This window comes from Sphingomonas sp. CD22, from assembly GCF_034556155.1.
In the GTDB taxonomy this organism is placed as follows: domain Bacteria; phylum Pseudomonadota; class Alphaproteobacteria; order Sphingomonadales; family Sphingomonadaceae; genus Sphingomonas.
The window spans coordinates 96291-122881 of the sequence record NZ_JAYDYX010000005.1 but is presented as its reverse complement, the minus strand read 5'-3'; the positions used below and the strand labels follow the sequence as shown (position 1 = coordinate 122881).

The 26591-nt window shown below is 66.9% G+C and carries 20 protein-coding genes, 1 tRNA gene and 1 pseudogene; 10 read left to right on the top strand and 12 right to left on the bottom strand.

Annotated features, from left to right (window positions below):
- Positions 1-93: 93 nt before the first annotated feature.
- A pseudogene (locus SFC76_RS11360) lies at positions 94-291 on the top strand (SDR family oxidoreductase); the annotation flags it as partial.
- 92 nt (positions 292-383) lie between these two features.
- On the opposite strand, the gene SFC76_RS11355 reads toward SFC76_RS11360, so the two are convergent.
- The 7 genes from SFC76_RS11355 to SFC76_RS11325 all read right to left on the bottom strand — a co-directional run bounded on the left by SFC76_RS11355 (position 384) and on the right by SFC76_RS11325 (position 9668).
- Entirely contained in the window at positions 384-1187 is an 804-nt protein-coding gene (locus tag SFC76_RS11355) for an SDR family oxidoreductase (protein ID WP_322849581.1), read from the bottom strand.
- Between the two features lie 10 nt (positions 1188-1197).
- Positions 1198-2736 (bottom strand): GMC family oxidoreductase, encoded by a 1539-nt coding sequence (locus SFC76_RS11350; RefSeq protein ID WP_322849580.1) that lies wholly within the window; start codon positions 2734-2736, stop codon positions 1198-1200.
- Positions 2733-4085: an alpha/beta hydrolase gene (locus SFC76_RS11345; protein WP_322849579.1), complete on the bottom strand. Its 1353-nt coding sequence runs from the start codon at positions 4083-4085 to the stop codon at positions 2733-2735. Before SFC76_RS11345 ends, SFC76_RS11350 begins: the two co-directional genes overlap by 4 nt.
- A 107-nt stretch (positions 4086-4192) precedes the next feature.
- Entirely contained in the window at positions 4193-5572 is a 1380-nt protein-coding gene (locus SFC76_RS11340; RefSeq protein WP_322849578.1) for a dihydrolipoyl dehydrogenase, read from the bottom strand.
- A gap of 111 nt (positions 5573-5683) precedes the next feature.
- On the bottom strand, positions 5684-6544 hold the full coding sequence (locus SFC76_RS11335; RefSeq protein WP_322849577.1) for a Brp/Blh family beta-carotene 15,15'-dioxygenase: 861 nt from the start codon (positions 6542-6544) through the stop codon (positions 5684-5686).
- Positions 6541-7254 (bottom strand): bacteriorhodopsin, encoded by a 714-nt coding sequence (locus tag SFC76_RS11330; RefSeq protein ID WP_322849576.1) that lies wholly within the window; start codon positions 7252-7254, stop codon positions 6541-6543. The genes SFC76_RS11335 and SFC76_RS11330 overlap by 4 nt, the downstream gene beginning before the upstream one ends.
- Before the next feature lie 230 nt (positions 7255-7484).
- Positions 7485-9668 (bottom strand): penicillin acylase family protein, encoded by a 2184-nt coding sequence (locus SFC76_RS11325; RefSeq protein ID WP_322849575.1) that lies wholly within the window; start codon positions 9666-9668, stop codon positions 7485-7487.
- A 34-nt stretch (positions 9669-9702) separates the two neighbouring features.
- Here SFC76_RS11325 and SFC76_RS11320 point away from each other — a divergent pair, with 34 nt between their 5' ends.
- From SFC76_RS11320 to SFC76_RS11305, 4 genes are all read left to right on the top strand, one after another.
- Complete coding sequence (locus SFC76_RS11320) at positions 9703-11004, top strand: amidohydrolase family protein (protein ID WP_416222413.1); 1302 nt, start codon at positions 9703-9705, stop codon at positions 11002-11004.
- Between the two features lie 390 nt (positions 11005-11394).
- Complete coding sequence (locus SFC76_RS11315; RefSeq protein ID WP_322849574.1) at positions 11395-11850, top strand: PaaI family thioesterase; 456 nt, start codon at positions 11395-11397, stop codon at positions 11848-11850.
- 133 nt (positions 11851-11983) lie between these two features.
- Positions 11984-15169 carry a tetratricopeptide repeat protein gene (locus tag SFC76_RS11310; protein ID WP_322849573.1) on the top strand — a complete coding sequence of 1062 codons (3186 nt, stop codon included), beginning with the start codon at positions 11984-11986 and terminating at the stop codon, positions 15167-15169.
- A gap of 347 nt (positions 15170-15516) precedes the next feature.
- Positions 15517-15810: a hypothetical protein gene (locus tag SFC76_RS11305; protein ID WP_322849572.1), complete on the top strand. Its 294-nt coding sequence runs from the start codon at positions 15517-15519 to the stop codon at positions 15808-15810.
- Here the strand turns inward: SFC76_RS11305 and SFC76_RS11300 are convergent.
- The gene (locus tag SFC76_RS11300; protein WP_322849571.1) at positions 15794-16240 is read right to left on the bottom strand and encodes a DMT family transporter; all 447 of its coding nucleotides are present in this window, start codon (positions 16238-16240) and stop codon (positions 15794-15796) included. The two genes, SFC76_RS11305 and SFC76_RS11300, sit on opposite strands and share 17 nt — an antisense overlap.
- A gap of 461 nt (positions 16241-16701) precedes the next feature.
- Between SFC76_RS11300 and SFC76_RS11295 the strand changes: the two genes are divergently transcribed.
- The 5 genes from SFC76_RS11295 to SFC76_RS11275 all read left to right on the top strand — a co-directional run bounded on the left by SFC76_RS11295 (position 16702) and on the right by SFC76_RS11275 (position 22590).
- Positions 16702-17274, top strand: coding sequence for an RNA polymerase sigma factor (locus SFC76_RS11295; RefSeq protein ID WP_322849570.1), 573 nt, complete (start codon positions 16702-16704; stop codon positions 17272-17274).
- The gene (locus SFC76_RS11290; RefSeq protein ID WP_322849569.1) at positions 17232-18191 is read left to right on the top strand and encodes a FecR family protein; all 960 of its coding nucleotides are present in this window, start codon (positions 17232-17234) and stop codon (positions 18189-18191) included. The genes SFC76_RS11295 and SFC76_RS11290 overlap by 43 nt, the downstream gene beginning before the upstream one ends.
- Before the next feature lie 79 nt (positions 18192-18270).
- Positions 18271-20754, top strand: coding sequence for a TonB-dependent receptor (locus SFC76_RS11285; RefSeq protein ID WP_322849568.1), 2484 nt, complete (start codon positions 18271-18273; stop codon positions 20752-20754).
- A 107-nt stretch (positions 20755-20861) separates the two neighbouring features.
- Positions 20862-21719, top strand: a complete 858-nt coding sequence (locus SFC76_RS11280; RefSeq protein ID WP_322849567.1) for a metallophosphoesterase family protein — start codon at positions 20862-20864, stop codon at positions 21717-21719.
- A gap of 436 nt (positions 21720-22155) precedes the next feature.
- Positions 22156-22590, top strand: coding sequence for a tyrosine-type recombinase/integrase (locus SFC76_RS11275; RefSeq protein ID WP_322849566.1), 435 nt, complete (start codon positions 22156-22158; stop codon positions 22588-22590).
- 71 nt (positions 22591-22661) lie between these two features.
- Here the strand turns inward: SFC76_RS11275 and SFC76_RS11270 are convergent.
- From SFC76_RS11270 to mreD, 4 genes are all read right to left on the bottom strand, one after another.
- Positions 22662-22737 (bottom strand) — tRNA-Lys (locus SFC76_RS11270).
- A 115-nt stretch (positions 22738-22852) separates the two neighbouring features.
- Positions 22853-23962 (bottom strand): rod shape-determining protein RodA, encoded by a 1110-nt coding sequence (rodA, locus tag SFC76_RS11265; RefSeq protein WP_322849565.1) that lies wholly within the window; start codon positions 23960-23962, stop codon positions 22853-22855.
- A complete protein-coding gene (mrdA, locus tag SFC76_RS11260; protein ID WP_322849564.1) occupies positions 23959-26061 on the bottom strand; it encodes a penicillin-binding protein 2 in 2103 nt (700 codons plus the stop codon). Before mrdA ends, rodA begins: the two co-directional genes overlap by 4 nt.
- A complete protein-coding gene (mreD, locus tag SFC76_RS11255; protein ID WP_322849563.1) occupies positions 26058-26582 on the bottom strand; it encodes a rod shape-determining protein MreD in 525 nt (174 codons plus the stop codon). Before mreD ends, mrdA begins: the two co-directional genes overlap by 4 nt.
- Positions 26583-26591 lie beyond the last annotated feature (9 nt).

Below are 26591 nucleotides of genomic sequence, written 5' to 3'. Positions count from 1 at the left end.
CGTCATGCGGCGCACGGACGATCCGCCACGCCTGCCCGCATCTACCGCAACCGCCGCCCATAGACGTCCTGCACCTCCACCGGCTCGTTGCCGGTGCTAAGCGACGGAGCCTCGGTGGTGCTGGTCGCGTCGATCGCCGACGGCATGGGCGTGACGTCGTTGCGTACCTATGCCGCGACCAAGGCGGCTGTGCGGCCCTACACGCACAGCTCGGTGGCGAAACTCGCGTCGCGTGGCATACGCGTCAACGTCGTCTCGCCGGGCCCGACGGATACGGATATGATGGCGTCGGTATCCGACGGTATGCGCCGGTTGCTGATGGTGTCGCCTGACGGTCTCGCCACCGCAACGAAACGCCGCGATCGCAGCGGTACCGCGGCGCTTCATCCGGCGATGGTGAAGACCGAGCCCGAGTCGACGCGGAGGCCGGCACCGTTGATGAAGCTGGCCCGCTCCGAGCACAGGAACGCGACCGCCGCGGCGACCTCCTCGGCGCGGCCACGTCGCTTGAGCACCATGCCCGGCCGTTCCTCGTCGAGGAAGCTCTCGATCGCCGCGTCGAAGCTCTCGCCGCGTTCCTCGGCGCGCTTGCGCATCATCGTGTCGGTCATCGGCGTCGCGATGAAGGCCGGCGAGACGGTGTTCACCAGCACGTTGTCGCCGCCATAGGCCTTGGACAGCCCCTTCGCGAGGGCGAGGATGCCCGCCTTCGACGCGCAATAGGCCAGTTCGTCGACATAGGGTTGCACCGCATCCTCGGACGCGAACAGGACGATCCGGCCCCAGCCGTTCCCGCGCATCGCCGGGATCGCCTCGCGACACATCCGCACCGCGCCCATCAGATTGATGTCGAGCGTCTGCTGCCAGCCGGCGTCGTCGACGTCGAGGAAGTCGCCGGTCGCCCCCGTCACCCCCGCGGCGTTGACGTAGATATCGGGGTGACCGAGCCGGTCGCGCACCTCCGCCCAGATCGACCGCACGTCATCGGGGCTGGTCACGTCCCCGGTCACGGCGACGACCTCGCCGAGCGGGGCCAGTTCGGCAACCGCCTCGTCCAGCGTGCCGCCGGGCTGATCGGTGATCGCGACGCGCACGCCCGCCTCCAGCAGCAGCCGCGCCGTCTCCTTGCCCATGCCCGAATCGGCGCCGCTGATCAGCGCGATACGGTTCTTGATACCCAAATCCATGACGAACTCCTCAACGGTCGGATGCGAGAAAACGGTCGGCGGTGCGCAGCGACAGCGCCATGATCGTCAGCGCAGGGTTGGCCGCCAGCGCACTGGGAAAGACGGAATTGTCGCAGATCAGCAGATTGGGAACGTCGAAGCTGCGGCCGTCGGGATCGACCACCGCGGCGTCGCCGTCCCGGCCCATGCGGCACGTACCGATCGTATGGGCGGAGCGATCGACCGCGAAGATGTCGCTCGCGCCCGCCGAGGCCCAGATGTCGGCGAGCGTCCGCCGGGCGTGACGGTCGATCGCCTGTTCGTTGGCGTGATAGCTGAAGTCGATCCGCGCCTTGCGATGACCGAAGGCGTCGGCCTCGTCGCTGAGCGTCAGGCGATTGTCGGCATGCGGCAGGCATTCGCCGTTGATCCCGATCCCGGCCATCCGATTGTATCCGCGCAGGACGCTCTGCAGCCGTTCGCCCCAGATGCCGGCCCCGCGGGCGAGGCCGGTGGCGAGGGTGACGGGCAGCACGCCGAGGCTCTGGATCAGATAGCCGCCGGCACAGCCGGCATCGCCGGGCCGCATCATGTCCTCGCTGATCAGCGACGAGGGATAGCCGCGGTTCATCCGCATGTCGGCGTCGAACCGGCCCCAGATCTGCGTCGCGACATGCGCCATGAAGTTGCGCCCGACCTGACCGCTCGAATTGGCGATGCCGAGGTTGAGCAGCAGGCGCGGCGTCTCGATGCCGCCGGCGCACAGGAAGACCGCGGCACAGCGCTGGCGATGCTCCTCTCCGCCCTGCCGGTAGACGATTGCGCCGATCCGGCCACTGCCGTCGAACTCGAACGACAGCAGGCGCGCCTCGGCGCGGATCTCGGCGCCATGGGCGACCGCGACGGGCAGATAGGTCGTGTCCATGCTCGTCTTGGCGGCGGTGCGGCAGCCTTGATGGCAGGTGCCGCAATTGACGCAGGCCTGCCGCTGTCCCCAATGCGGCTGGTCATGGTCGCGCGAGACCAGGGCCGCGGGCGCGTCGGTGGCGGTGATCCCGATTGCCGCGCAGCCCCGCGCCATCGCGTCGGCCGCGGCGTTGCGCGCGACGGGGGGATAAGCGTAGCGGCGGGTGGCATCCCAGGGGTAATCGGCCGGGCCCGATACGCCGGTGAACCGCTCGACCGCGTCGATGTAGCGGATCAGCTCGGCGTGATCGATCGGCCAGTCCGCGCCTTCGCCGGTGAGCGTCTTCAGTTGCAGATCGCGCGGATCGGGGCGGGGGCAGAAGGCGCCCCAATGCAGCGTCGACCCGCCGACCCCCATGCCCGAATTGTTCGAACCGAAGGCGGTGGGCGTCGCTCCCCCGCTCAGCCGCTCCTCCATCCAGTAGATGTCGGCCGCGACCTCGTCGGCGACGTGATCGTCTGGCCGGAAGGCCCGGCCCGCCTCGATCGCGACGACCGACAATCCCGCCTGTGCGAGCCGCGCGGCGAGCGGCGCGCCGCCCGCGCCCGTGCCGATCACCACGGCATCGACCACCTCCGCCGCGGCATAGCGCGATGCCGTCACGCGATGCGCTCCAACGAAGGCTGCCAGGCTTCCGGATCGTCGGCGCCGGTGCGGGTATAGCCCTGTTTGCGCCGCCCGTCGCCGCCGACCGCAAAGCCGTCATAGCCGATCGCCGCCATCGTCGCCGGCAGCGACATCCACACCCGCACCGTCTCGGCGCGCACGTCCTCGAACCACAAGGCCATCTGCCCGGGCGAGAGACACGCCGCGTCGTCGACGCTGCCGATCTGACCGCCGGCGATGCGTTCCAGCAGCCCGCTCTGCGCATCGGGCGCGAGCGCGGCGAAGCTGCCGGATGCGGTCGCCAGGGTGGCGAGCCCGCGCTGCCATGCCGCGCGATCGGGCGGCAGGGCGGCGAACCGCCAGCCGTCGCCGGGACCTTGGGCGATGCCGGCCAGGATGCGATCCGCCAAGGCATCGGCCCCGCCGCAGTCGGGCAGGATGCGCGCGACCAGCGCTGCGGTCGTCGCCCGTTCCTCCGCCGTCCAGCCCGTTGCCGCGGCCGGCGGGCGCATCCGCGCCAGCATCGCCGCGCGCGTCGCGCGACTGACACGATCGGAGCCGAGGATCGTCGCGAACTCCGCGGGCAGGGCGGCGCCGGCGACCGTCGCCACATGGCCGTCGATCAGCGCGGCGAGCACGTCCGGCTGCTCGTACGGGATGAGATGCGCCGCGCCAGCCACGACTTGCAGGTCGGCGGTGACATAATGCGGCAGGTTGAGCCGGCGTTGCGCGTCCTCGCCGAGGTCGCCGTCCTCGGCACCGGCGACGATCAGCGCGGGGATCGCGATGCGGGCGGTATCGGCGGCGCGATCCTCTCGGCTGCCGCGTTCGAGCCAGCCGAGCCAGGCCTCCCGGTTCGACCGCCGCACATCGCCGATCGCCGCGTCGCGTAGCGGACCCGCCAGCGGCGTCGCGCTATTGGCATCGACGAACGTCGCCGCATCGGTGCTGGAGGCCTGCCCCGCGGCGAACCAGCCGATCATCTCGGCGCGGCGATCCTCGTCCATCGGTTCGGGCGACGGGGGCGAGGCCGCGACGAGCACGACGCCGAGCACCCCCGACAGGCCGATCTCTCCGGCGGCGGCGCGCGCCGCGACGAGCGTGACGATCTTGCCGCCCATACTGTGGCCGACGAGCACGCAGGACGTCGGCGCACGCGAGCGGATTTCGTCCGCCAGCCAGTCCGCCATCGCGTCGACACCGGCATATCCGGCATCCGCCCTGTCGCCGAATCCGGGAAGGTCGAGCGCGACGCAATCGCGCCCCGGCAGCCGGTCGACGACCTGCGTCCATTCACCCGCACTGGCGCCGAGCGCATGAAGAAATACCACCGTCGGTCCGGTCATGCACCCTCGCAAAATCAACTGCATGCCCCGACGATGCAGCGACCGGTCCGTTCCGGTAGATATCGCCCTGCGACGAATTATCTTATGTTAGCAGGGTCACGCCGCAGTCATCCGTCGTCGCCGAGCAGATCGCGCGCGGCGCTTTGCAGCAGTTCCTCGAGCGTCGGATGATACCAGGCCTGATCGGCGAAGGCCGCCGCATCCATGCCGCGTTCGATCGCCAGCGCGACGAGATGGCCGAGATGCTCGCCTTCGGGGGCGACGATCGAGGCGCCCAGCAGCTTGCCGTCGGCATCGGCATACAGGCGGACCAGCCCCTGATCCTCGCCATCCGCGGTCGCCCGGCCGTTGTCGGCGACACTCGCCTCGCCGATCCGGACATCCTCCGGCAAATCATCGAACGACATACCGACTTCCGTCAGATTGGGTTCGGTGAAGGCGATCGCGAAGGCCGGGAGGGGCTTGGCGGATGGCCCGCCCATCGCGACATCGCCGGCAATGCGACCACCGCGCGCCGCTTCGTGCAGCACGGGGCGCCACGCATTGGCGTCGCCGGCGATGAAGATGTCGCTGTCGCCGCAGCGGCGTGTATTTTTCTCGAAAACCGGCGTGCCATGATCGTCCAGCGCGATGCCCGTGGTATCGAGATCGAGCCCGTCGAGCGACGGCGGCCGCCCGGTCGCGGCGAGGACGAGGTCGACCTCGACCGCGCCGCCCGACCAGCTCAGTCGTGCACGACCGTCGTCGGTCAGTGCCGCGGATGCGTCGACGCCGAGCTGGAATGCGAATTCCTCGCCGATCGCCGCGATGGCGGCCGCATTCGTCTTCGGGTCCTTGAGGCCGCCGATCATCTCGCCCTCATCGATGACGGTGACCGCAACGCCGAGCCTGGCGAAGGCCTGGGCCAGTTCGAGCCCCAGCGCCCCGGCGCCGAGCACCGCCATCGTCTCAGGGAGATCGGCGAGTTCGAAGATCGTCTCGTGGGTATGGACGAGGTCGCGGACCGGATCGAGCGTCTCGGCGATGATCGGATGTCCGCCGGTCGCGATGATGATGCCGCGGCGCGCGGTGATCCGGTCGTCGCCGACCGCGATCGTCCGCGGACCGGTGAAGCGGGCGCTGCCATGGACGACTCGGTCCGTAGGGATGGCATGATAATCGTCGAGAATCGAGTCGACGAAGCGATCGCGTTGCTGCCGGACACGGCTCCACAGTTTGGCGGCATCGACGGAGACCTCACCCGTCACGATCCCGAATTCGCCGGCCTTGCGGGCCTGATACGCGACGCGCGCCGCGGCGATCAGCAGTTTGGAGGGCATGCAGCCGACACGCGTGCAGGTCGACCCGCCGGGTCCGCGCTCGACGATCACCACGTCGGCGCCGCGCGCCACCGCTGCCTTATAGGCCTTCAACCCCGCGGTGCCCGCTCCGATGATCGCCACATCGCATGTGCGCTCGTTCAATACCCGTCTCCACCTGAGGATCACTGTTCGTTGATCGACAAGGTATTGAGGTGCCACGATGTTCCGGATTATCTCGGCGGGGCGACGATAGCGCGACGATTGCCGCCCGGAACGATCCGGGCCGCGGCGTCCGTTCTATCCGTTGCTAATACCGATCATCATCCTTCTCCGACCCCGCATTGCCCCGAACGGCCGCTCCAGCGGTTCGAACCATGGCGTCACGAGCAGATGCGGTACGGCGAGCGCGGCGATGCCGGCAAACAAGGGGCGTACCCCCGACGGATCGAGCCGCAGCAGCAGCCCGCCCGTGATCCCGATCAGGACCACGGCACTGAACAGGATCGGCCCCGTTGCCCGAAGATAGTCGGCGATGTCGGCGCAGCCGAGCTGATCGCTGCGTTCGGCCGTCTGCGGCAGCGCATGCAGCATAAGGAAGCCGACCGAAAATCCGACCAGAGGCGGCAGAACGAGAAGCGCCGCCGTCCCCGTCAGAAGGCGACCATCGCGATGCTGAATGGCGCCGGCGATCAGCCAGGCCGCGGCCCCGCCGCCGGCGAAGGCCATCACCGCCACCATCGGCGGCACGAAGGTCGGGGTACCAGCAAGGCTGAGCAGCTCGGTGAGCGCGCCCATATGGAACGTCGCCGGCGTCGCGACGAGACTCGTTCCGCGCACGATCTTCTCGAGGATCGCGCCGTCGGGCGCATCTTCAAGCCCGAAATGCACGGCGGACGCGACGAGGAACGCGGGCAACGCCACCGCAGGATCGGCGATCCACCACGAGAGGCAGAGGATGCCGACGAGCGCATAGAGCGCAAGGAACACCGGGCGTCGGCGACGCTCCACGATCGCGAGGTCGCTGGCACCGTGCGCCATGCCGATCACGCCGATCGCCACGACGGCAAAGGCGAGCTGGACGGTCAGCGACCCTAAGGCGGCGGCCGAGGCCGCCGCCAGCAATAGGCTGCCGCCGATCGCCGACGCGCGCGTCGTCATGACCGATGGCCGCGCTCGTCACCATGTTCGGCCAGCGCCTTGTCGAGGTTGCTGGCGGCGTAGAAAGCGTAAACGACCTTCGCGATGACATCCATGATCAGGATCGCCCAGACCGATGCCGGGTCCGCGATGATCTTCATCCCCTCCGGCCCGATCAGGAAGACGATCGGATACAGGAACCAGATGATCGTAAGAAAGGCGACGTTCTTGTTATAGGCCGCCCCCAATGCGGCGCCGCGGCTCATCGCCAGCGTGCGCAACGGTCCCCACAGGAGATACAGCACGCCGAGGAACGCGACGCAGGACCAGCCATACCAAACCCACTTCGCCAGCGAAGGGCCCGCTAGCGACGAGACGAGACCGGTGACGATCATCAACACGTCGAGGACGATGATCGCGGTCAGGTGACCGCCGACCTCGCCGGTCCTGCCGCATTCGTGAAAGGCGAGAAGAACGAGGCTCGACAGGAGGATGGGTGTCGTCACCGACCAGTCGAGATACCGGGCGAGATAGGTGATCGATCCGTCGAGCTTGAACAGCGTCCCGATGCCGAAGGCCATGGCGAGATAGGCCGTTGCCGCGATGAACGGCACGCTGGCGTGCAGGAGGGTATGATGGCCCGAGGGATGCGTTTTTTTTCCGGTGACGTATATCGCGAGCGAGCCCAGCGACATGATCGTGAACCCGAGGAGGAAGGCAGTTTGATCCATACGGGATGACCCCAATTCGTGGGGACGACCCGGCGCCGACCCGCCCGTGATAACTGGATTTGTGTCTTTTTGTGTCCATGCGTCGGCGAAGTTCATCCAACTGTCATGATGAGCGGGACGGCGAGGAGATGTCGGTCTTCGCGATCCGCCGTCGGGACCGGCGTCTGCCCCACCCATGCCGTCACCGCGACGCCTGCGCGGCTCGACCGGGCCGCTGCGCAATGTAGGCGCTAGCCGCCCGGCCGATAGCGACGTTCGATATGCCCGTTCAATTCGTCGGGATAGAAATAGACCGGGCGGAGCCTGCCCTGCGCATAGCGTGCCGCCTGGTCGGTGAAGTGGCGCGAGCGCACGTCGCCGCTCTGCCCGCCGGCCATCACCGCCATCGCCTTCACGCGCGGACCGAATTCGACGATCGCGACGAAGCTGTTGCCGCTGGTGCCGTAATAGCGCTTCGTGCCCGGCCAGCGTTTCGCACCGAACGAGGCCAGGCTGCCCCATTGCGCCGACGTGAAGGGCACGGGGAGGGAGGGCGTCGCATCGTCGAAGTGCGGCGCGATCGCATCGTCGATCCGCTGGAATCGATTGATGTCTCCCCACGGCACGCGCCAGCCGCCGAAGTCGCGGGTCAGCCGGTCGACCGCCTCCGACAGCGCGGCGAGCTTGGCGTCCGCGCCGACGCGGGTGGCGATATAATCGGGGACGTTGAGCCGCTCGGCCTGCGCGAACCCACCGACCTCGCGCCACAGGTGATCGCCCCAGAACACCGCGAGGCTGGTCGCGGCCGAATCGCGGCTCCAGCGGTGATCCCACGCTTTCAGCAAGGCGACCGGCGCGGCGAGCGAGGCACGGCGCGGATCGCGGGCGGGCAGGGCGTCCCACGCCTCGACGAGGCCGGGCAGCAATCGCGCGAAGGCGGGCAGATAAGGATCGAAGGCGGCGGCGCGCAGGCTCTCGGCCGTCCAGCCGCTCTTTCCGGTCAGCAGCAGATCGGCATGCACGCCGCGCGCGTTGCCGCCGACCTGATCCATATAACGCGGATAGTCCTTCGCCTTCGGGCTGTCCGGCCCCGCCGCGCTCCACGGCCAGTCGTTGGTATTGTGCACCCAGCCGGTGCGCGGGCCCACCACGTTCGGCAGGCTGGCGAGGCTGTGCAGCCCGTGCCAGTCGGTCGCCGGATCGCTGCCGTCGACGGGACGGGTATAGTCGAACCGGTCGCTGCGGACCGGCATGAACTGCGGCATCAGGAACGCGATCTCGCCCTTGTCGTCGGCGAACAGCGTGTCGTTGGATGAATTCGCCTTGCGGTCGGCGACCGCCGTATAGCTCGCCAGATCGGTCGCCTTGGTGCGCAGATAGCTTTGTTCGAGCGCGGGGACGGGCTTCCACATCAGCGCCGTCGCGATCCAGCGCCCCGCCTTCTTCGCGACGATCGGCCCGTGATGCGTGCGATAGGTCGTGAAGCGCCGCTCGCCGATCGTGCCATCGTCCCTACGGTAGCGCAGCGTGACCGTGCGGGTCGCGACCAGGCGCTGGTCGCTGCCGTAGCGATAGGCAAAGCCCGCGCCGACCCGCACGATACGCTCGGCGAATTCGTCGATATTGTCGACCGTCGACGAGGTGTGCATCCACCCTGCCTTGGGATTGAAGCCCTGATAGATGAAGAACTGGCCCCAGGTGCTGGCGCCGTAAGCGTTCAGGCCTTCGCCGCTCGTCATCTGCGCCTCGGACCGGAAATAGAAACTGGTGTGCGGGTTGATGAGCAGCAGCGCATTGCCGTTCGCGGTCAGGCGCGGCGCGATGGCGATACCGTTCGATCCCGCGGGCTCGCGCGGAACCGCGCCCAGATCCTCCGGGGTAGGCGGGGTGGGCGTGCCGTAGAAGGTCTTGAGGTCGCTCAGCGTGATCCGCTCGATATCGCCGCCGATGCTGCCCTCGGTAAAGCTCAGCGCCATCCAGGGTTCGAAGCGGGTCAGGACCTTGGGTCTGGTCTGCGGGTGGGTCGCCAGATAACAGTTCAGCCCGTCGGCCCAGGCCTGCATCAGCGTGCGCAGCCAGGCCGGGCTGGCGGCATAGTCGGCCTGGAGCTCGGCCGGATCGACGAACAGCCGCTGGCGCAGATCGGCCCAGATCGCATCCTCGCCCAGCGCTTCCGCGGTACGGCCGAGCGCGGTCAGGTAATTGGCCTCGATGCGGGGGAAGTCGTCCTCGGCCTGCGCGTAGATCAGGCCGAACACCGCGTCGGCATCCGTCTGGCCGCGGACATGCGGGATGCCCCAATCGTCGCGCGTGATCGTGACGCGCGCGGCCTGCGCCTGCCAGCGTGTCGCTTCGGTCGGCGGCGGGCTCGGGGCGGCCGTCAGCAGCGCCAACAGGATCACCGGATTGCGCATGCGCCGAAGGACCTTATCCATGCCCGCAGCCTAAGGCGGGACAAGGGGAAAGACCATGCGTCGGCGAACGATCGAACTGCTGCTCGCAATGCTGCTGCTGACCCCGGCGAGCGCGGTGCCCGCAGCGCCGCCGGCGTCGGGGCCAGCGTCGGGGCCGGCGTCGATCCTCCTGAAACCGGCCGGCGTCTTCGATGGCGTCGACGGGATCGTCCACCCCGGCTGGCAGGTGCTCGTCAGCGGCGAGCGGATCGTCGCGGTCGGGCCGAACCTGCCGGTGCCCGCCGGGACCCGGATCGTCGATCTGGCGGGGGATACGCTGATGCCCGGTATGATCGAGGGCCATGGCCACCTGTTCCTGCATCCCTATGACGAGACGAGCTGGGACGATCAGGTCCTGCACGAGCCGCTCGCTTTGCGTACCGCCCGCGCGGTCGCGCATGCGAAGGCGACGCTGCTCGCCGGCTTCACCAGCGAACGCGATCTCGGCACCGAGGGGGCGGGCTATGCCGATGTCGGGCTGAAGGCGGCGATCGATCAGGGGATCGTACCCGGACCGCGGCTGTCGGTCGCGACGCGTGCGATCGTCGCGCTGGGCGCCTACGGCCCGAAGGGCTTCGAACCCGGCGTCGCCGTGCCGCAGGGCGCCGAGGAGGTGTCGGGCGTCGATCAGATCGTCGCGGCGGTGCGCCGCCAGATCGCCGCGGGCGCCGATTGGGTGAAGCTCTATGCCGACTATCGCTGGCGTGCGGGCGAGGACAGCCGCGCGACGCTGAGCCTCGCCGAGATGACCGCGGCGGTCGCCGCCGCGCACGATGCAGGACGCCCGGTGGCGGTCCACGCCGCCACCGCAGAGGGCATGCGGCGCGCAATCGCCGCCGGCGCCGACACGATCGAGCACGGATATGGCGGTACGCCGGAAATCTTCGCGGCGATGGCAGCCAAGGGGATAGCGCTATGCCCGACGCTCGCCGCGTCGGACGCGACGTCGCGCTACCGCGGCTGGAACGGCAGCGATCCTGCGCCGCGTGCGGTCGAAATCAATCGCGCGAGCCTGCGGATGGCGCTGAAAGCCGGCGTGCCGATCTGTATGGGCGGCGATGTCGGGGTATTCGCGCATGGTAAGAACGCGCGCGAGATGGAGTTGCTCGTCGGCGCGGGGATGCGACCGGCGCAGGTGCTGATCGCCGCGACCTCCGGCAACGCGCGCTGGCTCCACCTTGCCGAGAAACTCGGTGCGGTGAAAGCCGGTCTGCTCGCCGATCTGATCGCCGTGGCAGGCGATCCCACCACCGACATCGCCGCCGTTGAACACGTCAAATTGGTGATGAAAAACGGCTCAATTATGTCTGCCACGTAATCGACCGCGCGGGCATCCGAACAGCATCCGTGTTCCCGGCGGCACGGCAGCGAGGTGAGAGTACGCCCCGACCGGCGCAGCGACCGTGGGGGGATTGTCGATGATGACTTGCGGCGCGATCATGTAGCCTCCTTATGGTTTGCTGCACGCGTAATCACTAAGGCTGGCCCCTTGAGTTAAAAGCAGAGCCGGGCTTCTGGCAGCGCGATGAATACAGTAGTCGCCCGCTTCGCGCCAACCGAAGTCGATGCCAGCGCCGCGGAGCGGTGTAGCAAGGGCCTTCAGAGAGAGCTCTTTGATCGAACGCTTCATATTTGCTTTGGACAAAGAGATATTCCGCCAGGCACAGGCGCGATGGTGGCCAGCCGGACCAACTAGAAGGAGAGACGTATGTCATCGATTGCCGCTGAAGGTGCCGACGGGCTCACCCAGGTTCGCGCGCTGCTCGCCACCGGACGGCAACCGCCGCTCGGCGAGAAGCTGGGTATCTCGCTGATCGAAGCGGATCATGGCCATGCCGTCTTCGAAGCTACCCCCGATGGAAGCGCCTACAATCCGATGGGGTCGGTGCACGGCGGCTATATCGCGACGATCCTCGACAGCGCCTGTGGCATCGCGGCACATACCGCGCTCAAGCCCGGATACGGCTATACGACGCTGGAGTTGAAGGTGTCGTTCGTGAAGGGCCTGAGCAGCACCAGCGGCACGATCCGCGCGACCGGCCGCCTGATCTCGATGGGCCGGCGCGCCGCCTTCACCGAAGCCACGCTGCACAACGACAAGGGTCAGATTTGCGCCACGGCGACCTCGACGCTGCTGGTGTTCGAACTGCGCCCCGCGGGATAGGCGGGGCCGTCTGTATCGTTCGCACGTCACGGCGTCTTGCACCGCGCCCGTCCCTCGTTAGGCTGTGGCCAAACCATGGGGGGTGATGTTGCGACGTTCGATGATCGCGCTTGCGGCGGCAAGCGTGTGTGCGATGCCTGCGCTGGCCGAGGACAAACCGAGCTTTGGCCCGGTGCCGGCCTGGGTGAAACCGCAGCCCGCTCCGGCGACGCCTGCCCAGCAGGACGGCGCGCCGATGCGTGTTCTGCTGTCGGACCAGCAGGTGCAGTTCGAACGAGGACGACAGACGGTCTATTCGGCGAGCCTGATCGAGATCGAGACGCCGCCGGGTCTCGCCGTCGGCAACATCTCGCTGCCCTGGCGACCCGACACGGACACGCTGACCGTCCACACGTTGCTGATCCACCGCGGCGCCGAGGTGATCGACGTACTCAAGGCGGGCCAGACCTTCACCGTGGTGCGACGCGAGCAGAACCTCGAACAGGCGATGCTGGACGGGGTGCTGACGGCGAATATCCAGCCGGAAGGCCTGCAGGTCGGCGACGTCCTCGAACTGGCAATGTCGGTCAGTCACGCCGATCCGGTGGTCAAGGGTCATGTCGAGCAACTGGCGGCAGCCTGGAACCCGCTGCCGATCACCCGGGCGCACGCCTCGATCCGCTGGCCGTCGGATATGCCGGTACATTTGCGCAGCAACGGCAGCCTGCCGCGCATCAGCACCCGCAAGGAGGGTGGCTATACTGTCGCCGAAATCAGCATGGCGGACGTCGCGCCAGCCGTGCTGCCGAAGGGCGCACCGCCGCGGTTCCGCATCGGCCGCCTGCTCGAGGCGAGCGACTTCACCTCCTGGGCGGACCTCGCCGCGCTGTTCGCGCCGCTGTTCGCGCAGGCTGCGCAACTGCCGGCCGATGGCGCCTTGAAAACCGAGTCGGACAGGATTCGCGCGCTTCCCGATGCCAAGGCGCGCGCGCAGGCCGCTCTGACCCTGGTGCAGGATCGCATCCGCTACGTCGCGCTAGCGATGGGGGCCGGCGGTCTGGTCCCGGCGGACGCGCCGACGACCTGGGCGCGTCGGTATGGCGACTGCAAGGCGAAGACTGCGCTGCTGCTGGGTCTGTTGCATGCCGCCGGGATCGAAGCCGAACCGGTGCTCGTCGGGACCGGCTTCGGCAACGGCCTCGACCAGCGTTTGCCGATGATCGCGCTGTTCGATCATGTCCTCGTCCGTGCGCATATCGGCGATCGCATCTTCTGGCTCGACGGGACGCGCACGGGCGACACCGATCTCGACCGGACCAAGCCGCCGGCGTCCGGCTGGGGTCTGCCGGTCCTGCCCGAACGGGCGGCACTGGTGCGGATGATGCCGCCGCCGCTGACCGCACCGGGCGTGGCGACCACGATCCGGATCGACGCGCGCAACGGCCTGACGGTTCCCGCTCCCTTCATCGTCGACACGGTGATGACGGGCGACGAGGCGATCGGGCTCAACGCCTCGCTGTCGAACCTTACCGGTGCAGCGAAGGATCAGGCGCTCCGCAAATATTGGCACAGCCAATATGATTTCGTCGAGGTGAAGAGCGCCGCCGCGTCCTTCGACCGGGCGCGCGGCGAGGCGCGCCTCAGCATGACGGGCAGCGCCAAGCTCGACTGGAGCAGCGGCTGGTACGAGACGGATGGCACCGGCGTCGGCTACAAGGCCGATCTTACCCGGGACGCCGGCCCGGATCGCGATGCGCCCTGGGCGCTGCCATTCCCGTATTACAACCGCGTGCAGGAGAGCATCCGTCTGCCGGCCGGGTTCCGGAGCGTCTTCGACTCGGCTGCCGCCGCCGTCGACGAGACCGTCGGGGGAATCGAATATCACCGTCATGCGGACGTCAAGGATGGCACCTTCACGATCGAGAAGACCGAACGCAGTCTCGCCCCCGAAATGACCAACGCGGAGGCCGCAGCCGCGCAGCCGCGTCTGCGTGCGCTCGCCGAGAAGACCGTCTATCTGCGCCGACCCGACGATTATGTCATGACCGACGCCGAACTGGCGATCGCGCTGAAAGAGACCCCGACCACCGCCGTCGCCCTGATCGATCGTGGCAACGCGTTGCTCAATCGCGAACGCCATGACGAGGCGATCGCCGATTATTCCAAGGCCGCTGCACTCGCACCCCATACCTATTGGCCGCTCGCCGACCGCGGGCTCGCTTATGCGCGGAAGGGCGACGTAGCAGCGGCGGAGCGGGACTTCGCTGCGGCCGAGCAGATCGAGCCGCGCAACCCGTTCATCGCCAACCGCCGCGGCTGGGTCGCGATGCAGAACAACCGCCCCAAGGAGGCGGTGGCGGCCTATACGCGCGCGATCGAACTCACGCCGGACGATACGGCTGCGCTCTACGCAAGAGCGGCGGCCTATCGCAAACTGACGGATCACGATGCGGCGCTAGCGGATGTCGCGAAGATCAAGGCGATCGCCCCCAAGGACATTCAGGCGTACATGCTGCGCGCCAACATCCTGCGGGATATGGGCCGGACCGATGACGTGCTGGCCGAGGCCGATGCGATCGCCAAGGCGTTCCCGACCGACACCTATGCCCTCGCCGGGGCTGCGGCGATACGCACCGCCGCCGGTCGGCCTGCCGAGGCCATGGCCCTGTACGATCGCGCCATCGCGATCAAACCGGAAGCGTATCTGTACGTGAATCGTGCGCTGGCACGTCCGGTGAGCGACGTCGTCGGCCGACGCGCCGATCTCGATGCGGCCTTGGCACTCGATGCGACGGGCGACGCCGTCAGATACAAGGCCGATCTCGAGCTCAAGGCCGGCGATCCCAGGGCAGCGCTGGCGGCGGTGGACAAGGCGGCCGCGGCGCATCCGGACGACGACGATATCCTGCTGGTACGCAGCCTGACCCGGATGCGGGCCGGTCAGCAAGCCGCTGGCGAGTCCGATTGGGCTATTCTTCGGGCGAAGGCGACGACCCCGTTTCAGCTCAACAACCTCTGTTGGGAAGCGGCGACCACCGGCGTCGCGCTGGCGCGAGCCCTGGAAGCCTGCGACGCCGCGCTCATCAAGCTACCCAACGATGCGGCGATACGCGACAGTCGTGCGCTCACTCTGCTGCGGATGGGCCGTATCGACGAGGCGATCGTGGACTATGATTGCGTCCTGGCGATGGAACCCCGCGAGACATCGTCATTATGGGGCCGGTCGATCGCCTGGTCGAAGAAGGGCGACCGTGCCAAATCCGACGCCGACGCCGCCGCTGCGATCAAGATCGACCCACGCGTCGAGACGCGGTACGCCGCCTTCGGCATGACGCGGTGATTCACCGCCGCCGGCAGGTCCGCGGTTAGCGTTCGGGCCAGTCCAAATCGCGCGAGATACTTACGGAGTCGAGCAGCATCGTTGCACGAACGTCAAAAGTAGCGAGTTTGCGAACCGGCGTTGGCTTTCGCATTTCTCAGTTAAGCCTCAAGTCCGGATCGGGCAGGCGGTCGTCGGATGCGTTTGACGCCCAGCTATTGACGCAATTTGACCATCTTCCACCGCGCATATCCTAGCAGGATAGCTTTGGCGGAAGGATCGAGGTCAGCCGTATGGGTGTTCACAGAAAGTACCCTCGGCTCACCTTTTCCGTAAGTTTGGGAGATGAATGGATAACTGCCCCGTGGGTGACGTTGATCGGTCTGGGGCTGGCTCACTCGACCGCTGCGATGGCGCAGCAGCGCCGCTCGGACCAGTCCGCCATCGTTCAAGGCGAGGATGACAAGCTGCCCCGCGATACCGACATCGTCGTTACCGGTCGCCGCGTCTTGGGCTCGATTATCACGGATACGCTGCCGGTTGCGATCCTCGGCGGGGACGCGTTGCGATCGCTTGGGGCAACGGACCTCCGGACGGTCCTCGACCGGCTGAAACAAATTCGTTTTTCCAATACCTCACGACACGTCAGAACTTTGCGATAAGCGTGACGCCCCCGACCATCAGTAGTGCGCCGAGGAAGCGCCAAGGGTTCATTTCGTGCTGCTCCATGCGGAACAGCCCGAAGTGATCGATCGCGAGGCTGGCGAGGATATTGGCGGTGATCGTGATGCCGTTGACGGGGCCGGCGCCAAGCTTCTGGATCAGCAGGAACCCGGCGAACACGGCGACCGCACCGACGATGCCCCCGAGTGGTGCCCACCACGGCATAGCGGCAAAGTCGCCCACGCTAGGTAGCGGCTTCGGCATGCACGCGAAAAGTGCGACCGTCAGGAACAAGACGAGCATGAACGAGATGGATGTTGCGAGCCACGGATTGCCGATCGACTTGTTCAACTGACCGCCCATCGACGCACCGACGGCTTGCAACATGCCAGCGACGAAAATGAATGGATAGGCCCAGGCTGCGTTCATCGAATGTCCCCCGCTGAGAGCATGATCGGCCCGCCGCGTCTCACTCAGGCGCAAATCAGACTCCCGACTGCCAAACCCGGAAACATTATGAAATATCCGGGCCGGTCCCTTTTATTTCAAGGTGGGCGCCCGTTCGCCTGTCCCGCGAACAAGCGCGTAGCCGCTGCACCATGCGTCACTTGCTGGCTCGCACCGATCTTTGCGGCCAGCGGTGTGGGCTAGGTGCTCCATCTGCCAAAAGCCCATGGTCCGGTCCGCCCTCGGTCATGGGGCAGGCCGGCGAACATCGTCTTCGGTTCCGACAAATCACATCAACGGATGGCCGAAGTTGGGAAGCGGGGAAGGGCGCGTTAATGTCCGCCCATGGGTCACACTTACAAAGCCGACTGCGTCGCGTGGGGAGTTGTCGCCGCGCTGTAACCAACTCGGCCTAGTCGCCGCCCGACTGATGGGGGTGCGCGTTGAGCTGGCTGCGGGATATCGATCGCTGGTTCGTCGCCGAGGTGCTGCCGCATGCGGCGGCCTATCGCGCCAAGGCAGTGTATTTCTGCGGCCGCGACGATGCCGACGATTTGGTGCAGGAGGCTTATGCGCGCGTCCTGAAGACACCGGATCATCGCGCCATCATCGCGCCGCGCGGGTTCGTGCTGACCATCGTGCACAATCTCGCGCTGGAGCGGCTGCGGCGCGCGCGCGTGGTCAGGATCGATCTGCTCGCGTCGCTGGAGATGCTGGACGTCGCCGATCCCGCGCCGGACGCCTTTGCGATCGCCGCGGGACGCTCCGAATTGCAACGGCTGCTCGATCTCATCGACGCCCTGCCGCCGCAATGCGGCCGCGTCCTGCATATGCGCAAGGTGCAGGGCATGTCGCCTGCCGCCATCGCCGAGGCGCTGTCGATATCCGTCTCGACCGTCGAAAAGCATATGGCTAAGGGGCTGGCGCTCGTAACCAGGGCCCGTCGCGATAGCGACGCGCACGTGGAGGATCCTTGCCCGGCCATACCGACATCCCGCAGCGTCGTGCTGACCTGATCGACGAGGCTGCCGCATGGCTGGCCGCGCTCGACGCGGGATCGGCGGACGTGGCGGCATTCGAGGCCTGGCGTGACGCCGATGTCCGCCATGCCGTCGCCTTCGCCGAGGTGGCGGGCGCGTGGCGGGATATGGACCGGCTGCGCGTCTCGCACGGCGAGATTCAGCATGCGGCGCCTGCTTTACCGGCCGATCCGGTCAGGGCGACGATAGAGCGTCCGAACCGAAGGCGCGTGTTGCGGGCCGCGGCCTCATTCGCGGCGGTAGCGGCGATCGGCGGCGGCGCGACCTATCGCGCCTATGCGCGCGACATGGCGGTGACGGCGGTCGGCCAGCGCAAGGCGGTAAGTGCGGCGCCGGGTCTGTCGCTCGATCTCAACACGGACAGCCGCGTGTTCTGGCGGGACGGAACCCCGGCGCGTCTGTGGCTCGATCGTGGTGAGGTTGCGATCGCGCTGGCCGGGAACCGTCATCTCGAGCTGTCGACGCCGGGCGGACGGTTCCGGCTCGAACCGGGGCGGTACAATGCCCGGCTGCGCGGTTCCGGGTGCGAGCTGGCGGTGCTGGCTGGCAGCATCGCCGACGGTAACGCGCTGCGCATCGGCGCGGGCGATGTCGCGCTCGTCACCGCCGGGCAGGTCAGCCTGCAGACGCGTGACGCCGGCGCGCTCGGCCGCGTCACCGCGTGGCGCCACGATACGCTGGTGCTGAACGGCGAAAGCCTCGATTATGCGGTGGCGGAACTCAACCGCTATCTCCCCGACAAGATCGTGATCGGTGACCCGGCGCTGTCGCGGCTGCGGCTCGGTGGTACCTTCGCGACGACGGACCCGGCGGAATTCCTGCACGCGCTGCGCAGTTCGTTCGGCGTCCGCGCCACCGCGGGCGGGACCGGCGTGGTCCTCACCCGCGCCTGAGAATTTTTTCGGCCGCGAATGGCGGTTTGTCGCCGCTCGTCCATCCCTGCATCGACATTCGTATCGAGCGGGGATTGCCATGTTCAAGTTTCTGACGACGACCGCCTTGGTGGCGGTCGCGATGCCGGCGGCCGCCATCGCCGCGCCGGGAGACGCCGCCCGCCTGCGCTTCGATATCGGGGCGTCGGATACCGCGACCGCGCTCAACGCCTTCGCCCGCCAGGCCGGCGTGCATCTGGTCTTTCCCTATGATGCAGTCGCCAATCGCCGCGTCGGCGCGCTGCGCGGCAGCTTCACCCGCGACGAGGCACTGCGCCGGCTGATCGCGGGGCAGGGGCTGGTGATCGCCGAACAGACCGCCTCGATGATCTCGCTGAAGGTCGCCCCGGTCGACACCGCGCAGGAAACCGCGGCGACCACCGACCAGGATATCGTCGTGCTGGGGCAGGGGGAGTCGCGGCAGGTGCAGACGGTTTCGGCGAAGGCGATGGCGAAGCTGACCGCCGGTTCCTCGCCGCTCCGCGCGCTCGGTCGGCTGCCGGGCGTCAATTTCGGCTCGTCCGATGCGCGCGGCACCTATGAGGCCGCGACGCAGCTGTCGATCCGCGGCTTCCTCACCGACCAGATGGGCTATACGCTGGACGGCGTGCCGCTGGGCAACATGCAATATCGCAACAACAACGGCCTCTCGATCAATCGCGCGCTGCTGACCGAGAACAATGGCCCGGCGACGCTGTCGCAGGGCAGCGGTGCGCTGGGCACCGCCTCCACCAGCAACATCGGCGGTACGGTCGACTTCACCTCGATCGATCCGACCGCACGGTTCGGCGTCGATGTCGAGGGCAGCTACGGCAGCGCCAATTCGTGGCGCGGTTTCGTACGGATCAACAGCGGCGATCTGCCGGGGAACGGCCGAATCGCGCTCTCCTATGCGCATGACCGGCAGGGCAAGTGGAAGGGGTGGGGCCAGCAGGTCCAGGATCAGATCAACGCCAAATATATCCAGCCGCTCGGCGACGACGTCACCGCGACGACCTTCCTCAACCTGATCGACCGGCGCGAGGACGATTATAACGACACGTCGCTGGCTCGAATCAAAGCCTATGGCTGGGATTTCGACAACATCCCGACCTTCGCGCTCGCCGAGCAGCTCGCGACGCTGACGCAGAACGGCGGCACCCCGCCTGCGCCCTACGTCAACGCCGACGACAGCGTCTATCAGGGCGGCGGGGTGCGGCGCGATCTGCTCGCCTATGAAAAGCTCGGCTACCACCTGTCGTCGCGGCTGTCGGGGTTCACGACCGGCTATCTGCACCTCGACAAGGGCATCGGCACCTGGGCGGACCCCTATGATCCCACGCCGGCAGCTTATGGTGGCTCGCCCATATCGGTATCGGCCAACCGCTACGATATCGATCGCAAGGGCGTCATCTCCCGCCTGACCTTCACTGCCGGCGATCACAAGATCGAGGGCGGCATCTGGTACGAACGCAACGCCTTTGATCAGGCCAATTACCTCTACGGCCTCCAGGCCGGCGTCACGCCGCGGCAATTCCAGCGCTTCTACACCAATCCGTTCCAGACGACCTATGCCAACCAGTATCGGACCGACACCGTCCAGCTCGATATCGGCGATATCTGGCAGGCGACCGTGCATCTTCGCCTGAATGCGGGCGTGAAGGGCGTCGTCTCGACCAATCACGCGCACAGCATCGTCAGCCGCAAGCCGATCGACGGATCGATCAAGGCGCAGAACTGGTTCCTGCCGACCGCCGGCCTGCTCTACATGCTCGACGGACATAGCGAATTCTTCGGCGACTATACGCGCAACATGGCGGCATTTGTCGCCTCGACGTCGAGCGGGCCGTTCTCGAGCAGTTCGCAGGCGGGGTTCGACTATATCCGCAGCGACCTGAAGCCGGAAATGACCAACACGTTCGAGGCGGGCTATCGCTTCCACGATGCGGCGGTCCAGCTCTCGTTGACCGGCTATTACGTCAAGTTCACCAATCGCCTGCTGGCCTCGTCGATCAGCGCCACCGTCGTCGGCAACCAGAATGTGCTGCAGAACGTCGGCAGCGTTTCGTCGCGCGGCGTCGAGGCGGCGGCGAACTGGCGGATCGCGCCGGGCTGGTCGCTCTACGGCAGCTGGGCGTACAATGACGCGACCTATGACGATAACGTCCGGCCGCTGGGCGGCGCGGTCGTCGCCACCAAGGGCAAGCAGGTCGTCGCCTCGCCCAGGCATGTCGGCAATGTCGAGCTGAGCTATGACGATGGCGTCGTCTGGGGCGGGGCGACCGCACATTATCGCAGCGCGCGCTATTACAGCTACCTCAACGACGCGGTGCTGCCCGGTGCGGTCAACGTGAACCTGTCGGCCGGCTATCGGTTCGACCGCCGCTTCGATCTTCAGCTCAACGTCATGAACCTGTTCGATGCGCATTACATCGCGTCGACCGGGACCGCGGGGTTCGTGACGTCCGATCCCACGGGAACCTACACCACGCTGCAGGCCGCCGCGCCTCGGCAGATCTTCGTCACGGCGCGGGCGCATTTCTGATGCCCCGCACTCCTGCTGAACGAGGGTGATATATGGATCGACGTACTCTCCTGACCCTCGCGATGGCTGCGCCGTTTACACCGCTGCCGGCAAGGGCCGCGCCGCGCGTGACGGAGCCTGCCGGTGAGACGTTCCGCTTCGCCTTCATGGGCGATTGCCACATCCGGCCCGAACTGGATGCCGCCCGTGCCTGTGCGATGTGCTTCGAGCAGATTTCGGCGTCGGACTGCGATTTTGCGATCCAGGGCGGCGATCATGTCGAGGACGCGCTAGAGACCGGGCGCGCGCGCGCGACGATGCTGATGGACCTCTATCAGCGCACCGAGCGCGCGCATCTGCGCAAACCGGTCCATCACGTCATCGGCAATCACGATTGCCTCGGCGTGTTTCCCAAGAGCGGGATCGACCCGACCGCGCCCGATTACGGCAAGCAATTCTACGTCGATCGCTTCGGGCCGCGCTATTATGCCTTCGATCACAAGGGCGTGCATTTCGTCGTGCTCGACACGATCGGCCTGACCGCCGACCGCAATTACGAAGGCCGCGTCGACGCCGAGCAACTCCAGTGGCTGCGCGCCGATCTCGCCGCGCAGCCGAGGGCCAAGCGGATCATCGTCGTCACGCACATTCCGCTCGTGACGGCGATGCAATGCTACGAGCCCGAATCCTGGCTCGATACGCCGCACAATTGGACCTTCGTGGTCAATGGCCGCGAGGTGCTGCGCATCCTGCGCGACCATGACGTGCTGGCGGTGCTGCAGGCGCACAGCCACGTCTACGAGCGGATCGCGCTGAACGGCATTTCCTTCATCACGACGGGGGCCGTCGCCGGGGCGGACTGGCGCGGTGCATTCCTCGGCACACCTGAAGGTTATACCGAGATCACCGTCTTGGGTCGGATCGTCAGCAGCTGTTACCGGACGTACGGTTTCACCAGCCGCGATCCGCAGGATGTGCCGATCTGAGCCGCGCAGAAGGCTGCAAGCAAGGTCGAAGTACGTTAAGACCTAGATGGGCCTGTCAAAACATTATGCTGCTCGGCGTGGAAGCGAGAGTCTGAACTAGTCGGATAAGGTCGCGCGGAGGGGCGGGAAGTCTGACACGTTCATCATATCGGCGGATCGACTTCGAAAGTAGCGGTGCATATCCTATAATTGGTCCGGACGATCTTCAAGATAAAACAATAATATTATATTACGTGCAGGCGGTTAGCAGTTTTCGATGTCGTCAAATACTGTCCTCGCAACCACCAGAATAGAGATTGGATTTGCTCCGAAAGTTGATTACGATCGTATCCAAAATTGAAGCTAGCCTAGACGGATTTCTTGTGACACCGCTCCGACGTCACAAGCGGGCTCGCCTTTAGAGCGGCCGCTTCCGTGGTTGCCGCTCTTCTGCTAGATGATGCGAGCTCGTCCAGGGCAAGACGAAAAGCAGGATGAGGAACCGCAAGCCCAAGCGGATCGTGATTACCGTGGGTGCGCGCTCAAGCTGCTCCTGGATGCGCTCAAAGCTTCGTACGAGGACGCGGGCAGGCCACTCCCTGCGACCATCCTGCTTACCGAGCGGGGCCAGTCATGGACGAGCACTGGGCTTCGTACGTCATGGCGCGAGGCATGCGCCAAAGCCGGGATCGCCGACCTCACATTTCATGATCTGCGCGGGACGGTGGTGACCCGGCTGGCGATCGCGGGAGCGAGCGTTCAGCAGATCGCGACGATCACCGGACACAGCCTCAAGGATGTCGAGCCGATCCTCGACGCGCACTATCTCAACCGTAATTTCGGGATGGAAGAAACGGCCATTTCGAAGCTCGAAAAACGAGGCAAAATGTAAACTGCGCTGTAAATCGGACGGGGTAGGTCTGGCAAAAAGCGCCGGCTCATCCCGTAAGTCATTGAAGATAATGGTGGACGCACTTGGGCTCGAACCAAGGACCCGCTGATTAAGAGTCAGCTGCTCTACCAACTGAGCTATGCGTCCATGACTTGGCCGGTTGTTGGCGCTTTGGAGAGGCGCCGGCCCCGTCGGGAGGCGGCCAATTAGCAGTCGTGCCGCAGGTTGCAAACCCTTTTTTGCACCTGCGGCATTTTTTGTCTCACCAGCGGACCGCACGACGGTTTTGGCGGTCGATCGACATCAGGATGCCGATGCAGAGCAGGACGGTCATCTGCGCGGAACTGCCGAAGCTGACGAGGGGAAGGGGGATGCCGACCACCGGCGCGAGGCCCATCACCATCGCGAGATTGATCGCGACGTAGAAGAAGATCGTCGTCGCCAGCCCCGCGGCGGTGAGGCGCGCGAAGCGGCTGGTGGCGTGCTGGCCGACGTTGACCCCCCAGCGCACCACCAGGATGAAGGCGAGGATCAACAGGCAGCCGCCGACCAGCCCCCATTCCTCCGCCATCGTCGCGAACACGAAGTCGGTGTGGCCTTCGGGGAGATAGTCGAGATGGCTCTGCGTGCCGTTGAGGAAGCCCTTGCCCCAGATGCCGCCGGAGCCGATTGCGATCTTCGACTGGCTGATGTGATAGCCGGTGCGCAACGGATCGCTTTCGGGGTCGAGAAAGATCAGAACCCGGTTGCGCTGGTAATCGTGGAGCACGTAGTTGAAGGCGATCGGCGCGGCGACCGACAGGGCCAGCGCACCGCCGATGAACAGCCGCATCGGCACGCCGGCGAGGAACATGACGACGACGCCGCCGCCGCAGACCATCAGCGCGGTGCCGAGATCGGGCTGTTTGGCGATGAGCGCGGCGGGAATGCCGACGAGCAGCGCGGCGGGCCAGATCGCGCCGAAGCGCCGCGTCTCGTTGGGCGGGAGCATGTCGTAGAAGCGCGCGCAGGCGAGCACGATCACCGGCTTCATGAATTCCGACGGTTGCAGCTTGATGCCGACGTCGAGCCAGCGCTGGCTGCCGCCACGCACCGCGCCGACCAGCTCGACCAGCACTAGCGCGATGACGATCACGACATAAGCGGGCAGCGCCGACGCCTTCCAGATGCGTTCGGGGACGTAGGAGATGCCGAGCGCCGCACCGAGCAGCACGAAGAAGCGGATGCCCTGCGACAGCGCCCAGGGCTGGAGCGAGCCGCCGGCGGCGGAATAGAGCACGACCTGGCCGAACGCGCCGATCGCCACCACCAGCAGGATGACGCGCCATGGCTGGCGGGCGATGGGATCGGGGACGATACGGCTGCGGGTCATGGTTCGCTTCGTTCGGTCGTGCCGTCTTCGGCGACGGTGTTGCCGACCGGACCGGGGGTGGCGAGCGCCGCCTGGGTCTGGTTGGCGAGATCGGTCGCGGCCTCGACCGCGTCGGAATCGCTCGGCACGGTCGCGTCGGTCTTGGTGGCGTTGGCGGCGGGCGGCGGCGATTGTGCGGCGCGATAGGCGGCGGCCTGCGCCGCCATGCGCGTGCCGATGTCGCCGCCCCAGGTCGGCTCGACGTCGGCGAGGCTCTTCATCGCGCGGTCGCGGTCGAACAGATAGGTCATGATGTCGCGGCCGATCATCGGGGTGTCGAGGTTGCGGACGGTATGGCCGTTGTGTTCGAGCACCACCGCGATCGCGTAGCGCGGGTTGTCGGCCGGGGCGAAGCCGACGAACAGCGCGTGGTCGCGCATCTTGAAGGGCAATTGGCCGTTCTTGATGACGCCGGTGCTGCGCCGCTCCGCCATGGTGATGCGGCGGACCTGCGCGGTGCCGGTCTTGCCGGCGATGGCGACGCCGGGCACCAGCAGCCGTGCAGCGGCGCCGGTGCCGCCCTGGTTGATGACGCCGTACATCGCATCGCGGACGATCGCGAGATGTTCGGAGGCGACGGGCAGGGCGGGGGCGTCGAGGTGGACGTGGTTGGCGAGCAGGCTCGGCTGCAGCGTCCGGCCGGAGGCGATGCGTGCCGCCATCACCGCGAGCTGGAGCGGGTTGGCGAGCACATAGCCCTGGCCGATCGACGCGTTGAGGCCGTCGGCGACGGTCCAATTGTGCTTGTACTTCCTGAGCTTCCACTCGGAATCCGGCACCGTGCCATAACGCTGCGTGGCGATCGGCAGATCGAACTTCTGCCCCAGCCCGACCAGTCGCGCGACCGGCGCGATCTTGTCGTAGCCGAGGCGGCGGATCATCTCGTAGAAATAGATGTCGCAGCTCTGCTCGATCGCGCCCTTGAGGTCGAGCGGGCCGTGGCCGCCCTTCTTGTGGCAGTGGAAGATGCCGGTGCCGACGCGCAGCGCGCCCGAGCAGACGATGCGGTCGTGCGCGCCGACGCCCGCGGCGAGGAGCGCCAGGCCGTTCATCGGCTTCACCGTCGACCCCGGCGGATACAGGCCCTGCGTCACCTTGTTCATCAGCGGCACATGGTCGTCGTCCGACAGCATCTTCCATTCGAGATGACTGATCCCGTCGGAGAAGCTGTTGGGATCGTAGGCGGGCATCGACACCATCGCCAGCATCTCGCCGGTGCGGCAGTCCATCACCACCGTCGATCCCGAATTGGTGCCGAGCCGGCGCGCGGCATATTCCTGCAGGCCGGCATCGATCGTCAGTCGCTGCGTCTTGCCCGGCACGTCGGCGCGGGTCGGCAGCTCCGCGACGACCTTGCCGCGCGCGGTGACCTCGACGCGCTTGGCGCCCGGCGTGCCGCGCAATTGCGCCTCGAGCTGCTTTTCGAGACCGTCCTTGCCGAGCTTGAAGCCGGGGGTGACGAGCAACTGGTCGTGCGTCTTCTTGAATTGCTCGGCATTGGCGGCGCCGACATAGCCGGTGAGATGCGCGACCGCGGCGCCGGCGGGATAGGCGCGCGCGAAGCCGCGGGTCGGCGCGACGCCGGGCAGCTCGGGCTGGCGCAGGCTGATCGCGGCGAACCGGTCCCAACTGATGTTCTCGGCGACCTGGACGGGCTGGAATCCGGCCGCGCCCTTGAGGTCGATCTTGATCCGCTCGACGTCGTCGGGGGTCAGTTCGAGCAATCGCGCGAGCAGCCCGATCACGCGGTCGCGGCCAGCGTCGCCCCCCTCAAGGCGATCCGGGATGATGTCGATCCGGAAATCGGTGCGGTTGTTGGCGATCGGCGCGCCGTGGCGATCGATGATCCAGCCGCGGCGCGGCGGGATCATCGTCAGATTGACGCGATTGCTCTCGGCGAGGAGATTGTATTTCTCGTTCTGCGCGATCGCGAGCCAGCCCATGCGCGCGGCGAGCAGCATGCCGACGCCCGCCTGCGCGGTGCCGAGCAGCCAGGCGCGGCGCGAGAAGCTGTAGGTCTGCATCGCCTCGGTGACGATGCGGGGAGAGCGGCGGATCATGCGGCCGGTCCGCGTTTGCGGTCGATCCAGGCGACGAACCGGACCGAAAGGGGGAAGAGCATCACCGCGATCATGATCTGTGCCAATAGCACGGGATCGACGTGCGCGCCGAGCGGAAGCGCGATCCAGCGACCGACGGTGAGGCAGAAGGCGATCGCGCCGCTGGCGATCAGCCAGTCCTGCCAGAAGTCGCGGAACACCAGGCGTTGCTCGATCAGGTCGATCGCGATGAAGCAGAGCGACCAGAGCAGCACCGCCGATCCCATCGGCTGGCCGCTGACGAGGTCGTCGAACAGGCCGAGCGGCGCCGCCGCCCAAGGGCGCAATGCGAAGCGGGCGAGCAATCGCCAGGTCAGCAGCATCAGCAGCCCGAGCGGCGGCACCAAAGCGAGGCTGGCGACGACCGGCAGCACCGCGGTGAGCGCGGAGCCGCCGAGGACGCTCATCCACGGCACCGCCCGCGCCCGGCCGGGGGGCAGCGGCAGCTCGAACGGCCGGTGATCAATCGTGTAGCGGGACATCGGCGCTTT